This is a genomic window from Pseudomonas lurida, assembly GCF_013522705.1.
GTDB lineage: Bacteria > Pseudomonadota > Gammaproteobacteria > Pseudomonadales > Pseudomonadaceae > Aquipseudomonas > Aquipseudomonas quebecensis.
Genome location: NZ_JAAMRE010000035.1, coordinates 38,864 through 52,978 on the forward strand (window position 1 = coordinate 38,864; position 14,115 = coordinate 52,978).

At 61.6% G+C, this 14,115-nt stretch carries 14 protein-coding genes; 9 read left to right on the top strand and 5 right to left on the bottom strand.

From position 1 onward, the window contains the following. The first annotated feature begins 46 nt into the window (after window positions 1-46). Together gabD and gabT are read left to right on the top strand one after the other, a co-directional pair. Window positions 47-1,489 (top strand): NADP-dependent succinate-semialdehyde dehydrogenase, encoded by a 1,443-nt coding sequence (gene gabD, locus G7025_RS23650; RefSeq protein WP_181081444.1) that lies wholly within the window; start codon window positions 47-49, stop codon window positions 1,487-1,489. Between the two features lie 182 nt (window positions 1,490-1,671). After that, the gene (gene gabT, locus G7025_RS23655) at window positions 1,672-2,949 is read left to right on the top strand and encodes a 4-aminobutyrate--2-oxoglutarate transaminase (RefSeq protein WP_181081445.1); all 1,278 of its coding nucleotides are present in this window, start codon (window positions 1,672-1,674) and stop codon (window positions 2,947-2,949) included. Between the two features lie 83 nt (window positions 2,950-3,032). On the opposite strand, the gene G7025_RS23660 is transcribed toward gabT, so the two are convergent. Together G7025_RS23660 and desA are read right to left on the bottom strand one after the other, a co-directional pair. After that, complete coding sequence (locus G7025_RS23660) at window positions 3,033-4,046, bottom strand: GGDEF domain-containing protein (RefSeq protein ID WP_181081446.1); 1,014 nt, start codon at window positions 4,044-4,046, stop codon at window positions 3,033-3,035. A gap of 188 nt (window positions 4,047-4,234) precedes the next feature. Next, window positions 4,235-5,419 (bottom strand): delta-9 fatty acid desaturase DesA, encoded by a 1,185-nt coding sequence (gene desA / locus G7025_RS23665; RefSeq protein WP_181081447.1) that lies wholly within the window; start codon window positions 5,417-5,419, stop codon window positions 4,235-4,237. A 166-nt stretch (window positions 5,420-5,585) separates the two neighbouring features. Here desA and dibA point away from each other — a divergent pair, with 166 nt between their 5' ends. From dibA to G7025_RS23695, 6 genes are all read left to right on the top strand, one after another. Then, a complete protein-coding gene (gene dibA / locus G7025_RS23670) occupies window positions 5,586-7,499 on the top strand; it encodes a phosphodiesterase DibA (protein ID WP_181081448.1) in 1,914 nt (637 codons plus the stop codon). Window positions 7,500-7,716: 217 nt separating this feature from the next. Beyond that, complete coding sequence (gene oscA / locus G7025_RS23675) at window positions 7,717-7,899, top strand: sulfur starvation response protein OscA (protein ID WP_007941032.1); 183 nt, start codon at window positions 7,717-7,719, stop codon at window positions 7,897-7,899. A gap of 65 nt (window positions 7,900-7,964) precedes the next feature. Next, window positions 7,965-8,975: a sulfate ABC transporter substrate-binding protein gene (locus G7025_RS23680; protein WP_181081449.1), complete on the top strand. Its 1,011-nt coding sequence runs from the start codon at window positions 7,965-7,967 to the stop codon at window positions 8,973-8,975. Between the two features lie 77 nt (window positions 8,976-9,052). Next, window positions 9,053-9,871, top strand: coding sequence for a sulfate ABC transporter permease subunit CysT (gene cysT, locus G7025_RS23685; protein ID WP_181081450.1), 819 nt, complete (start codon window positions 9,053-9,055; stop codon window positions 9,869-9,871). A gap of 13 nt (window positions 9,872-9,884) precedes the next feature. Further along, window positions 9,885-10,757: a sulfate ABC transporter permease subunit CysW gene (gene cysW, locus G7025_RS23690; RefSeq protein WP_181081451.1), complete on the top strand. Its 873-nt coding sequence runs from the start codon at window positions 9,885-9,887 to the stop codon at window positions 10,755-10,757. 3 nt (window positions 10,758-10,760) lie between these two features. Further along, on the top strand, window positions 10,761-11,741 hold the full coding sequence (locus G7025_RS23695; protein ID WP_181081452.1) for a sulfate/molybdate ABC transporter ATP-binding protein: 981 nt from the start codon (window positions 10,761-10,763) through the stop codon (window positions 11,739-11,741). Window positions 11,742-11,794: 53 nt separating this feature from the next. On the opposite strand, the gene G7025_RS23700 is transcribed toward G7025_RS23695, so the two are convergent. Continuing rightward, on the bottom strand, window positions 11,795-12,361 hold the full coding sequence (locus G7025_RS23700; protein WP_181081453.1) for an Mpo1 family 2-hydroxy fatty acid dioxygenase: 567 nt from the start codon (window positions 12,359-12,361) through the stop codon (window positions 11,795-11,797). Between the two features lie 83 nt (window positions 12,362-12,444). On the opposite strand from G7025_RS23700, the gene G7025_RS23705 reads away from it, so the two are divergent. After that, window positions 12,445-13,137, top strand: coding sequence for a Crp/Fnr family transcriptional regulator (locus G7025_RS23705; protein WP_181081454.1), 693 nt, complete (start codon window positions 12,445-12,447; stop codon window positions 13,135-13,137). On the opposite strand, the gene uraH is transcribed toward G7025_RS23705, so the two are convergent. Both uraH and G7025_RS23715 read right to left on the bottom strand, forming a co-directional pair. Further along, window positions 13,134-13,544, bottom strand: coding sequence for a hydroxyisourate hydrolase (gene uraH / locus G7025_RS23710; RefSeq protein WP_181081455.1), 411 nt, complete (start codon window positions 13,542-13,544; stop codon window positions 13,134-13,136). The two genes, G7025_RS23705 and uraH, sit on opposite strands and share 4 nt — an antisense overlap. Window positions 13,545-13,567: 23 nt before the next feature. Further along, a complete protein-coding gene (locus G7025_RS23715; protein WP_181081456.1) occupies window positions 13,568-14,041 on the bottom strand; it encodes a GlcG/HbpS family heme-binding protein in 474 nt (157 codons plus the stop codon). Window positions 14,042-14,115 lie beyond the last annotated feature (74 nt).

The following is a 14,115-nucleotide window of genomic DNA, read 5'->3' on the forward strand; positions in this document are numbered from 1 at the left end:
CTCTAATTCGCTCCGCGTGCGCGCGGTGCTGTTAAGGAAACCCGACATGCAGCTTAAAGATGCCCAGTTGTTCCGCCAGCAAGCCTTTATCGATGGCGCTTGGGTCGATGCGGACAACGGCCAGACCATCAAGGTCAACAACCCGGCCACCGGTGAGATTCTCGGCACCGTGCCAAAGATGGGCGCCGCGGAAACCCGCCGCGCCATCGAAGCCGCCGACAAGGCGCTGCCGGCCTGGCGTGCACTGACCGCCAAGGAGCGCGCCAACAAGCTGCGCCGTTGGTTCGAACTGCTGATCGAAAACCAGGAAGACCTCGGTCGCCTGATGACCCTCGAACAAGGCAAGCCGCTGGCCGAAGCCAAGGGCGAAATCGTCTACGCCGCGTCCTTTATCGAGTGGTTCGCCGAAGAAGCCAAGCGCATCTACGGTGACGTGATCCCCGGCCACCAGCCCGACAAGCGCCTGATCGTAATCAAGCAGCCGATCGGCGTGACCGCCGCCATTACCCCGTGGAACTTCCCGGCCGCGATGATCACCCGTAAAGCCGGCCCGGCCCTGGCCGCCGGCTGCACCATGGTCATCAAGCCAGCGTCGCAAACCCCATTCTCGGCCCTGGCCCTGGTTGAGCTGGCGCACCGTGCCGGTATCCCCAAAGGCGTGCTGAGCGTGGTCACCGGCAGCGCCGGCGACATCGGTGGCGAGCTGACCAGCAACCCGATCGTGCGCAAGTTGTCCTTCACCGGTTCGACCGAAATCGGTCGCCAATTGATGGCCGAATGCGCCAAGGACATCAAGAAAGTGTCCCTGGAACTGGGCGGCAACGCGCCGTTCATCGTGTTCGACGACGCTGACCTGGATAAGGCCGTCGAAGGCGCGATCATCTCCAAGTACCGCAACAACGGCCAGACCTGCGTCTGCGCTAACCGCCTGTACATCCAGGATTCGGTGTACGACGCGTTCGCCGAAAAACTCAAGGTGGCGGTGGCCAAGCTCAAGATCGGCAACGGTCTGGAGGAAGGCACCACCACCGGCCCGCTGATCGACGAAAAAGCCGTGGCCAAGGTGCAGGAACACATCGCCGATGCCCTGAGCAAAGGCGCCAGGCTGCTGGCCGGTGGCAAGGTCATGGAAGGTAACTTCTTTGAACCGACGATCCTGGTCGACGTGCCCAAAGACGCTGCCGTGGCCAAGGAAGAAACCTTCGGCCCGCTGGCGCCGCTGTTCCGCTTCAAAGACGAAGCCGAAGTGATCGCCATGTCCAACGACACCGAGTTCGGCCTGGCTTCCTACTTCTACGCCCGCGACCTGGGCCGTGTGTTCCGCGTGGCCGAAGCCCTGGAATACGGCATGGTCGGCGTCAACACCGGGTTGATCTCCAATGAAGTGGCGCCGTTCGGCGGCATCAAGGCCTCGGGCCTGGGCCGTGAAGGGTCCAAGTACGGGATCGAGGATTACCTGGAAATCAAATACCTCTGCCTGGGCATCTAAGCCCTGCAAGAGATTGCAGTAAACGCAGAGGGCACGAGAGCGCTGACCCTTTGCGTGTTTCACATCGTTATTCGTAGTGGCCGGGAAAGCTGTGGCAGTCGATCATCGCATGCTGCCGTAGTTGCCTCCCCGCCACGTATTCCTTGGACCACGCCACCCGATGAGTGGCGAATGAGGACTTTATGAGCAAGACCAACGCATCCCTGATGAAACGCCGCGAAGCCGCTGTACCGCGCGGGGTTGGCCAGATTCACCCGATCTTCGCCGAATCGGCGAAAAACGCCACCGTGACCGACGTTGAAGGTCGCGAGTTCATCGACTTCGCCGGCGGCATCGCCGTGCTGAACACCGGCCACGTGCATCCCAAAATCATCGCCGCCGTGACCGAACAGCTGAACAAGCTGACCCACACCTGCTTCCAGGTCCTGGCCTACGAGCCTTACGTGGAGCTGTGCGAAAAAATCAACGCCAAGGTCCCAGGTGATTTCGCCAAGAAAACCCTGCTGGTCACCACCGGTTCCGAAGCCGTCGAAAACGCCGTGAAAATCGCCCGCGCCGCCACGGGCCGTGCCGGTGTGATCGCGTTCACCGGTGCCTACCACGGCCGTACCATGATGACCCTGGGCCTGACCGGTAAGGTCGTGCCTTACTCGGCCGGCATGGGCCTGATGCCCGGCGGTATCTTCCGCGCGCTGTACCCGAACGAACTGCATGGCGTGAGCATCGACGATTCGATCGCCAGCATCGAACGCATCTTCAAGAACGATGCCGAACCGCGCGACATCGCCGCGATCATCATCGAGCCGGTGCAGGGTGAAGGCGGTTTCTACGTTGCGCCGAAAGCCTTCATGCAGCGCCTGCGCGAACTGTGCGACAAGCACGGCATCCTGTTGATCGCCGACGAAGTGCAAACCGGCGCCGGCCGTACCGGTACGTTCTTCGCCATGGAACAGATGGGTGTGGCCGCCGACCTGACCACCTTCGCCAAATCCATTGCCGGCGGCTTCCCGTTGGCCGGTGTGTGTGGCAAGGCCGAGTACATGGACGCCATCGCCCCAGGTGGCCTGGGCGGCACCTACGCCGGTAGCCCGATCGCCTGCGCCGCGGCACTGGCCGTAATGGAAGTATTTGAAGAAGAGCACCTGCTGGACCGCTGCAAAGCCGTCGGCGAGCGCCTGGTGTCTGGTCTGAAAGCCATCCAGGCCAAGTACCCGGTTATCGGCGAAGTGCGGGCACTGGGCGCGATGATCGCAGTCGAGCTGTTCGAAGACGGCGACAGCCACAAGCCGAACGCCGCCGCCGTAGCCGCCGTGGTGGCCAAAGCGCGCGACAAGGGCCTGATCCTGCTGTCCTGCGGCACGTACGGTAACGTACTGCGCGTGCTGGTACCGCTGACCTCGCCGGACGAGCAGTTGGACAAAGGCTTGGCGATTATCGAAGAGTGCTTCTCCGAACTCTGATAACCACCGCGCACAAAAAAAACCGCCTCGGCGGTTTTTTTGTGCGCGCCGTGGGGCTGCTTCGCAGCCCGGCGTCGGGCGCGCTAGCAGTCGGCGGTGGCGACGATAATACGGTTCTTGCCTTGGCGCTTGGCTTCGTACATGGCCGCGTCGGCGCGGGCGAACAGGTTGTCCAGGGTTGAATCTTCCTCACTGAGATTGGCCAGGCCTTGGCTGACCGTCACGCCAAACGCCTGGCCTTCGTAGCTGAAATTCAGCGCTTGGATCTCCTTGCCCAGGCGCTCTGCCACCTGCAGTGCCATCTCCGGCGCGCAACCGGGCAGTACGGCGGCAAATTCTTCACCGCCGATGCGCCCGAACAGATCGCCACGGCGCAGTACTCCTCGGCCGCTTTCAGCGATACGCCGCAACACCTGGTCGCCTTCAAGATGGCCGTAGGTGTCGTTGATGTCCTTGAAATCATCAATGTCCAGCAACAGAAAGGCCAGCGGCGCGCCTTGCACGCTGGCGGTGTCGAAGGCTTGGTTGGCACACTCGAAGAAGTGCCGGCGGTTGCTGCTCTGGGTCAGCACGTCGGTGGTAGCCAGACGGTGCAGCTCCAGCTCCATCTGCTTTTTTTCAGTGATGTCCTCGGCCATGCCTACCACGATCACCGGCTCGCCGGGCTCGACCTGCTGGTTGATGTAGCACTTGTCGCTCAGCCAGCGAATCTTGCCCTCGGCAGTGATGATGCGGTACTCGCGGTCTTCCACGGCGCCCTGGTCCAGCACGCGGGCCATGCTGTGTTCGGCGTAATCGAGGTCTTCGGGGTGAATGCTGTTGCGCCATTCGCGGTGATCGGCGAGCAGCAGGCTGGCGGGGCGGCCGAATACTCGTTCGTAGGCCGGGCTGACGTACAGCACGCGGCGAGTCTCCCACTCCACGGCCCACAGCACGGCATTCACACTCACCAGCAGCGAGCTTAGCAGTTGCTCGCGCTCACTCAGCCGCTCGACCTCACCCTGGGCATGCACCAGCGCCAGCAGGGTCGAAGCCGCGGCCGGACGCGGTTGTTCAACTGCGGGCGGGTCGGGTAAGTGGGGCTTTTCTTGAACCATCGGCACATCTCTCTCTGGGCGCGCCGCAAGGTGGAGCAGCGGTCACAACAAGGGGCCACCATGATGGCGAAGTGTTCTTTGAGAGAGGCTAATTGCGGTGAAGTTCCGTCAACGGTGTCGAATGGCGGCGCCCGGTAAATGACGCCAAAAACAGGTCGCGCGGGAGGGAAGGCCCTCCCGCAGCGAGGTTACGCGGCTGTAGGGCGCAACGAATAGGTCTTCAATTGGTGTGCAAAATCACGCAGGGATTGGATACCGCTGGCCTCGGCTTCGTGTACCCATTCCTTGATTGCCGCCAGCATGTCATGACCGTTAGCGCTGGTCTTGACCCAGATCTGCTGCAGCGCCAGGCGCTTCTCGTAGATCACCTTGAGCGCCTGGCTATGCTCCAGCATGCTCTGGATACGCAGGTGATGACGGTCATCCAGCAGGCTGGTTTCCCGCGACAGCAGGCGCTTGGCGCGATGGAACTGGTGGCGCACCGAGTGATCGACTTTTTCCAGCTCCTGCTTGACCAGCGGGCCGATCACCAACTTGCGGTACTGGGCCATGATCTGGAAACGGTTATTGAGGATCGCCATGGCGGTGTCCATGTCCAGGTGGCCCTTGCCCTCGACGCGATGGGCAATCGGCGCCACGCGCTGCACCTTGGCCAGGCGCAGGAAGCTGAACACCTTGATCCACGCCCAGCCCAGGTCGAACTCCCATTTCTTCACCGACAGCTTGGCGGAGTTGGGGTAGGTGTGGTGATTGTTGTGCAGTTCTTCGCCGCCGACGATGATGCCCCACGGCACCAGGTTGGTGGCCGCGTCACGGCATTCGAAGTTGCGGTAGCCCACGGCATGGCCCAGGCCGTTGATCACGCCGGCGGCCCAGAACGGAATCCACATCATCTGGATTGCCCAGATGGTGATGCCGATGGTGCCGAACAGCAGCAGGTCGATCACGCCCATGATCGCCACGCCCAGCAGCGGGTAGGGCGTATAGATTTTGCGCTCGAGCCAGTCGTCGGGGCAGTTCTTGCCGTAGATGCGCAGCGTCTCGGGGTTTTCCGCCTCGGCGCGGTACAGTTCGGCGCCTTTGCGCATCACTGTGGAAAGCCCCTTGATGACCGGGCTGTGCGGGTCGTCGACGGTTTCGCATTTGGCATGGTGCTTACGGTGGATGGCAGTCCACTCGCGGGTGTTCTGCGCCGTGGTCAGCCACAGCCAGAGACGGAAGAAGTGTTTGAGACCGGCATTGAGCTCCAGGGAGCGATGGGCGGAATAGCGGTGCAGATAGACGGTGACCGCAATAATGGTCACGTGGGTCATCAACAGAGTGACTGCCACCAGTTGCCAGGCTGACAAGTCAAGAAAACCGTTGTACCACATAGGCTGTATGGCCCTCAGATAAAGAAAAGAACAGCTTACGCATTATCACTAAGCCTACAGAGAAAACCAGCCGGCCTTTCAGATAGAAGTGACTGGATGTTTCTTATTCTATAATCCGCAGCCTTTGTAGGGCGATTCTGTTTTTTTGGTAAGGATTACTAAACCTATGCTGCTTTCATACCGAAGTGCCCTACGTGTTGGGCTGGTATACCTGCTGGTTTCGATCGCCTGGATCGGGCTGACACAACGGGCATTTATCGAGTTTCTCGATGATCCGAGCGATATCAGCCGTTGGATGCAGGCGCGCGGCTATGTGTGGGTGGCGCTGACCGCCTTGGTGATTGGCCTGTTGTGCGTGCGTTTCATGCGCGCCAACCTGCAGCAACAACCCGTCAAAGAGAACCGCGAGCGCCTGCGCCAGGCAGCGGCGGTGTTCGATTGCACTCGCGAAGGCGTACTGGTCACGGACGCTCAAGGTCTGATCGTGCATGTGAACCGGGCTTTCATGGAGATCACAGGCTATGGGCGCGACGAGGTCATGGGCCAGGCGCCCAGCCTGTTCAAATCCGGGCGCCATTCGTCGCTTTTTTACCAACAGATGTTCCAGACCCTGGCGCGTACCGGCGAATGGAGCGGTGAAATCTGGAATCGGCGCAGAAGCGGGGAAATTTATCCACAGTGGCAAACCATTCGGGTGATTCACGATGACGATGGCCGCGTCAGTCACTACGTGGCGGTGTTTTCCGATATCACCGCCATCAAGCATTCCGAGCATGAGCTGGCCCGGCTCGCCCATCACGACCCGCTGACCGACCTGCCTAACCGGCTGCTGTTCACCGACCGTACCGAGCAGGCGCTGACCTCGGCGCAGCTGCACAAGCGTGGCTGCGCCTTGCTGTTGCTGGACCTGGACCATTTCAAAATCATCAACGACAGCCTCGGGCACAATGTCGGCGATCAGTTGCTCAAGCTGGTGGGGGAGCGGCTGCAGAGCCTGTTCGGCCCAGGCATGACCCTGGCGCGCCTGGGGGGTGACGAGTTCGCGGTGCTGGCCGAAAGTTGTCCACAGGTGGTGCAGGCCGCGGCACTGGCCCAACGCATGCTCGATGCGATGAAACAACCGTTCATCTTCGATGGCCATCAGCTGTTTATCAGCGCCAGCATTGGCATCAGCCTGTTCCCCAACGACGCCCTGAGCGCCGAACAACTGCTGCGTAATGCCGATTCAGCCTTGTTCAAGGCCAAGAGCGTCGGCCGTGAAAGCTACGCGCTGTACACCGAAGAACTCACCGCCCATGCGCAGAATCGGGTGGAAATCGCCAGCGAACTGCGCCGTGCCCTCGAACGGCAGGAATTGCGCGTGTATTACCAACCGGTGCACGACCTCACCGACAGCCGCCTCATCGGCGTCGAAGCGTTGGTGCGCTGGCAGCACCCGGAGCGTGGCCTGGTGCCTCCCGTCGAATTTATCCCGGTCGCCGAGCGCACCGGCCTGATTGCCGAGATCGACGCCTGGGTCATGCACCAGGCCTGTCGCCAAATGTGCCAGTGGCTGGCCGAGGGCGCCGCGCTGAGTTTTATCGCGGTCAACGTCTCCAGCCGCCTGTTTGCACGGCGCGAACTCTACGAGCAGGTCGCTCAGGTGCTGCATGACACGGGCCTGGAGCCGGCCTATCTGGAATTGGAAGTCACCGAAAGCGCGGTGATGGACGATCCCGAAGTGGCCCTTGAGCAACTGCACCGCCTGCGCGAACTCGGCCTGCGCCTGGCCATCGACGATTTTGGCACCGGTTATTCGTCGTTGCTGCGTCTCAAACGGCTGCCGGTGCAGAAACTCAAGATCGATCAAGGCTTCGTCGCCGGCCTGCCCTATGACGAAGACGACGTAGCAATTGTGCGTGTGGTCATCGCCCTGGCTAAAAGCATGGGCATGCAGGTGCACGCAGAGGGCATCGAACAGGTGGAGCAGGCGCGGTTTCTGTTGGAGCAGGGTTGCGATCTGGGCCAGGGGTATTGGTTCGGCAGGCCGATGCCAGCCCATGAGATCGATTGGGACCGCGCGCCCAACCTCCACACTTGAATGCATTCCCGATGGGGGCGGGGCTTGTCTGCTCCCCCATTCAGGTCTTCGCCGGGCTGCTTCCATGACTAACCCCACGTCCTGTCAGAAAATTCTTTCTGGTTATATAAACATTCTTAAATAGTATTTTTAAGAATATCCGCGCTTATCTACTATCGCTCTCACGCCGCAAGCAGTGCCGCCACTGCCAGGCACTATTCATTTCAGGAGCGAGACCATGAGCGCATCTCTACGTAGCGTCGACGGCCAGGACGAAGCAACCATCTTGCGTGAGATCCAGAGCGCCCTGCGCGATCTGCGTTTTGGCGCGGTGGAAATCACCGTGCATAACGCCCAGGTAGTGCAGATCGAGCGCAAGGAAAAATTCCGTCTGCAAAACCCCGGTAATAAACCGAGCTAAGCGCTGACGGCGATAGACCCGCAATTATAAGAAAAAGCCAACACCCCAGAATTTCAGGAGCTTCTATGTCGTCGATTCGCCGTTATGCCCTGGCCGCCCTGGCCAGCGCCGTGTTTGCCGGTTCTGCGGTTGCCAAGGACTACGAGTTGCTCAACGTCTCGTACGATCCGACCCGTGAGCTGTACCAGGACTACAACGCGGAATTCACCAGCTTCTGGAAACAGGCCCACCCCGGCGACACCGTCAAGATCCAGCAATCCCACGGTGGCTCGGGCAAGCAAGGCCGTGCGGTGATCGACGGCCTGCGCGCCGACGTGGTGACCCTGGCCCTGGCCGGCGACATCGACGAAATCGCCAAGCTGGGCAAGACCCTCCCGGAAAACTGGCAGACCCGGCTGCCGGACGCCAGCACTCCGTACACCTCGACCATCGTGTTCCTGGTGCGCAAGGGCAACCCCAAAGGCATCAAGGACTGGGGCGACCTGATCAAGCAAGACGTGTCGGTGATCACGCCGAATCCGAAAACCTCAGGCGGTGCGCGCTGGAACTTCCTCGCCGCCTGGGCTTATGGCCTCAAGGCTGGGGGCAGCGAAGCCAAGGCCCAGGAATACGTGAAGGAACTGTTCAAGCACGTACCGGTGCTGGACACCGGTGCGCGCGGTTCGACCATCACCTTCGTCAATAACGGTCAGGGTGATGTATTGCTCGCCTGGGAAAACGAGGCGTTCCTGGCGCTCAAGGAAGACGGCGGCAAAGACAAGTTCGATATCGTCGTACCGTCGCTGTCGATCCTTGCCGAGCCACCGGTGGCGGTGGTCGACAAGAACGCCGAGAAAAAGGGCAACACCGAAATCGCCACCGAATACCTCAAGCACCTGTACAGCCCGGCCGGCCAGGAGATTGCGGCGAAAAACTTCTACCGCCCACGCGATGAAAAGGTTGCCGCCAAATACGCCCGGCAGTTCCCGAAACTGGACCTGGTGACTATCGACAAAGACTTCGGCGGCTGGAAAACTGCCCAACCGAAATTCTTTAACGACGGTGGCGTGTTCGACCAGATCTACACGGCGCAGTAAGCCAAGCAACAACCCGCCCACAGAGCCCGCATTCAGCTGCGGGTTTTGTGTGTCAGTTACGCTAACCAAGGACTCTTATGTCGCGTCGTATCTCCCCCGTCATACCCGGCTTCGGGCTGACGCTGGGCTACACCGTGGTGTACCTCAGCCTGATCGTGCTCATCCCCCTCGCGGCGATGTTCGTTCACGCCGCTCAACTCACCTGGGATCAGTTCTGGAACATCATTTCCGCACCGCGCGTGCTGGCGGCCTTGAAGCTGAGCTTCAGCACCGCGCTGTACGCCGCGCTGATCAACGGTGTGATCGGCACGCTGCTGGCCTGGGTGCTGGTGCGTTACACCTTCCCCGGACGCAAGATCATCGACGCGATGATCGACCTGCCGTTCGCCCTGCCCACCGCCGTGGCCGGTATTGCGCTGACCGCGCTGTACACACCGACCGGCCTGGTCGGCCAGTTCGCCGCCGACCTGGGTTTCAAGATCGCCTACACGCCGCTGGGCATCACCCTGGCGTTGACCTTCGTGACCCTGCCGTTCGTGGTACGCACGGTGCAGCCGGTATTGGCCGATATCCCGCGCGAAGTCGAAGAAGCCGCCGCCTGCCTGGGTGCCAAGCCGTTGCAGGTGTTCCGCTACATCCTCGTGCCGGCGCTGCTGCCGGCCTGGCTGACCGGTTTCGCCCTGGCGTTCGCCCGAGGCGTGGGTGAGTACGGTTCGGTGATTTTCATCGCCGGTAACATGCCGATGAAAACCGAGATCCTGCCGCTGCTGATCATGGTCAAGCTCGACCAGTACGACTACCGCGGCGCCACCTCCATTGGCGTGTTGATGCTGGTGGTTTCCTTTGTTTTGCTGCTGCTGATCAACTTGTTGCAGCGGCGCATCGAACGTCCATAAGGAGGCGCGGAACATGTCCCAATCGTCTATTTCCGCTGCGTCCTCGGCCAACGCAGCCCGGCGTGGCAGTGCCGCGTCGCGACGCATCCTGATCGGCTTCGGCTGGCTGGTGTTCGCGCTGTTTCTGCTGTTGCCGCTGTTTATCGTGGTGTCCCAGGGCTTGAAGAACGGCCTCGGCGCGTTTTTCACCGCGATCCTTGAACCGGACGCGTTGTCCGCACTGAAGCTCACGGTGATCGCCGTGTTGATTTCGGTACCGCTCAACCTGGTGTTCGGCGTCAGCGCGGCGTGGTGCGTGAGCAAGTACTCGTTCCGTGGCAAAAGCATTCTGGTGACGCTGATCGACCTGCCGTTCTCGGTGTCGCCGGTGATCGCCGGCCTGGTGTATGTGCTGATGTTCGGCGCCCAGGGCTTTTTCGGGCCGTGGTTGCAAGCGCACGACATCCAGATCGTGTTCGCCCTGCCGGGTATCGTGCTGGCGACGATTTTCGTCACCGTGCCGTTCGTGGCCCGTGAGCTGATCCCGCTGATGCAGGAGCAGGGCACCCAGGAAGAAGAGGCGGCGCGCCTGCTCGGCGCCAATGGCTGGCAGATGTTCTGGCATGTGACCGTGCCGAACATTAAATGGGGCCTGATCTACGGCGTGGTGCTGTGTACCGCGCGGGCCATGGGGGAGTTCGGCGCGGTGTCGGTGGTGTCCGGCCACATTCGCGGCGTGACCAACACCTTGCCGCTGCACGTCGAGATTCTCTACAACGAATACAACCACGTTGCCGCGTTCGCGGTGGCGAGTCTGTTGCTGATCCTGGCGCTCTTCATCCTGCTGCTCAAGCAGTGGAGCGAGAACCGTATCAATCGCCTGCGCGCCAGTGCGGCAGAGGAATAAGTCATGTCGATCGAAGTCCGTAATGTCAGCAAGAACTTCAACGCCTTCAAGGCCCTGAACAGCATCAATCTGGATATCCAGAGTGGCGAGCTGGTGGCGTTGCTCGGCCCCTCCGGCTGCGGCAAGACCACGTTGCTGCGCATCATCGCCGGCCTGGAAACGCCCGATGACGGCAGCATTGTGTTCCACGGCGAGGACGTGTCGGGCCACGACGTGCGTGATCGCAACGTCGGGTTTGTGTTTCAGCACTATGCGTTGTTTCGCCACATGACCGTGTTCGATAACGTCGCCTTCGGCCTGCGCATGAAGCCGAAAAACCAGCGGCCCAGCGAAAGCCAGATCGCGGCGAAGGTCCATGAGCTGCTGAACATGGTGCAACTGGACTGGCTGTCCGACCGCTACCCGGAACAACTCTCCGGCGGCCAACGCCAGCGCATCGCCCTGGCCCGCGCCCTGGCGGTGGAACCCAAGGTGCTGCTGCTGGACGAACCTTTCGGCGCCCTCGACGCCAAGGTGCGTAAAGAACTGCGCCGCTGGCTGGCGCGCCTGCATGAAGACATCAACCTCACGTCGGTTTTCGTGACCCACGATCAGGAAGAGGCCATGGAAGTCGCCGACCGCATCGTGGTGATGAACAAGGGCGTGATCGAACAGATCGGCTCACCGGGTGACGTCTACGAGAACCCGGCCAGCGATTTTGTGTACCACTTCCTCGGCGACTCCAATCGCCTGCACCTGGGCGAAGACCGGCACGTGCTGTTCCGCCCTCATGAAGTGTCGCTGTCGCGCCATGCACTGGAAGACCACCACGCCGCCGAAGTGCGCGATATCCGCCCGCTGGGCGCGACCACGCGAGTGACGCTCAAGGTGGAGGGCCAGCCCGAACTGATCGAAGCCGAAGTGGTGAAAGACCACGACAGCCTGACCGGTTTGGCCCGTGGCGAAACCCTGTTCTTCAAGCCCAAGGTCTGGCAAAAAACCTGAGCCCCTGATCGTTCCCACGCTCCGCGTGGGAGCGCCTTTTGTGACGCTCTGCGTCACGCTTTGGGACGCGGAGCGTCCTGGGCTGCATTCCCACGCGGAGCATGGGAACGATCATCGCGGCGAGCCATTGGCCCCGAGCGCTCTTCGACCTGTTGCTTCAAGCCATGCCGCAACCCCAGCAAAAACGCCACCTCCGCCACCACAAACAACGGCCCCACAATCAACCCCGACACGTCATCCACAAACGCCGGTTTCTTGCCTTCGTAGTAATGCCCGACAAACTGAATCACCCAACCCACCACAAACATCCCCACCCCACTGCTGAGCCACACCATCGTGCTCTGCGCCGCCAACGCATGCCCGGCCCACACCGACAAGCCCATCAATACCGTCATCAAGACGCCCAGGGCCAGCTCGAGGCGCAGGTAAAACCACGCCGAAAACAACCCCACGATCACCGCCGGTGAAAGCCACAACCCACCCACCGTCCATTCCGGGCGCGACAGCAGAACGGCCACGGCAACCACAATCATTGGGATGCCGACAAAATGGCTGGCGATATTGCGCGGGTCGCGGTGGTAGGCGGCGTATTGACTGAGGTGGTCGACGAGGCTTTTCATTGTTGTTCCTCCTGTAGGATGTTTGATGATGCCCTGTCGGACCACGCCTGACTGTCGGCTGGACGACAATCTTCGGAGCGCTCATGAACCCAGAGAACTGGCACCGCCAATTGGTCACCGGCCATTGGTTCAGGCACTTGCCGGGCGACCTGCAGCGCAGCCTGCTGACGGCCGCTCGCTTGCGTACGCTGGCGGCGGGGCAGTGGCTGTTCAAACGCGGCGATCCGCCCTGTGGCCTGTATGCGGTGCTCGACGGTGCGGTGCGCATCAGCGCGGTCAATGCCCAAGGCAAGGAAGCGGTGTTGAGCCTGGTGGAAACGCCCTACTGGTTCGGCGAGATCTGCCTGTTCGACGGCCTGCCGCGCACCCACGATGCGCTGGCGATGGGGCCGTGTACGTTGCTGCACGTGCCGCAGGCGGCGATGCTCGCGCTGCTTGAGCACCAGCCGGTGTATTGGCGGGAAATAGCCCTGCTGATGAGCCATAAACTGCGGCTGTCATTGATCAATATCGAACAGATGAGCCTGATGCCCGCGTCGGCGCGCCTGGCCCATCGGTTGCTGATGATTGCCGAAGGCTACGGTGAAATCGAGCAGGCGCGCCGCGAGCTGCAACTGCCCCAGGAAGACTTGGCGGCGATGTTGGGCCTGTCGCGCCAGACCATCAACAGCCTGCTCAAGAGTCTGGAGCAGCAGGGCATTATCGGCTTGAGTTATGGCGCGATCAAAGTGCTCGACCTGCCAGGCCTGCGGCACGCCGCAGGCGCCTCAAACTAGGAGCCGCGGTACGTGGAGAACCCGTACGGGCTGAGCAGCAGCGGGATGTGGTAGTGCTGGTCGGCCTGCTTGACCTGGAAAATCACCGGTACTTCCGGGAAAAAGGTCTCGCGGTTGGCCTTCTTGTAGTAGTCGCCGGTCTTGAACACCACCCGGTACTCGCCGGGTTTCATGCTGCGATCGGCGGGGAACAGTTCGGCAATGCGCCCCTGCTGGTTGGTCACGCCCTCGGACAGCGCTTGCCAGTGATCGCCCACCTGCTGCTCCAGGGTCACACTCACACCCGCCGACGGCAGGCCGTTTTCCAGGTTAAGGACGTGGACGCTCAGCGGGTTGCCGTCGGCCAGGGCCAGGTTGCACAGGCCGCTCAGGCTGAGGGCGGCGAGGGTAATGCTCAGGGTTTTCATCGAGAGGTCCTTTCGAGGGTCAGTTACAAGGAAGTTTTCAGGCCCAGCTGCTCGGCGGCCTGGACGGCACAGGCTTCGTCCTGCGCCGCGCCACCGGCACCGGCAATGCCCAGGGCGCCGACCAGTTCGGCGTCGGCAAACAACGGCACGCCGCCACCGAGCAACAGCAATTCAGGCAAGGTGTTAAGGTTGGCCGCTTCCGGGTTGTTGCGGGCGCGCTCGGCAAACAGCCGGGTGGCGGTCTTGCTCGACAGCGCGGTGTAGGCCTTGCGCTGGCTGGCGAGGCTGTTGTGCGGCCCGACCCCATCGGCGCGCAGGGCCAGCAACGGGTTGCCGCCGCGATCGAGCACGGTCAGCGCGGCGTTGCAGTGGGCCAGGCTGGCGTCGGCCAATTGGCGCGCTGTACGCAGGTCCAGATCGGCATGGCGCGGCAATTGCGGCGCGGCCTGGGCGGCGCTGGTCAGCGCCAGGCTTAAAAACAAAGCAGTGCGATACATGGTGAAGGCTCCGTTGAACAGGCACCCACGGTAGCCAGTGAACGGGGTCAGAAACCGCACAATTGGATGACAGG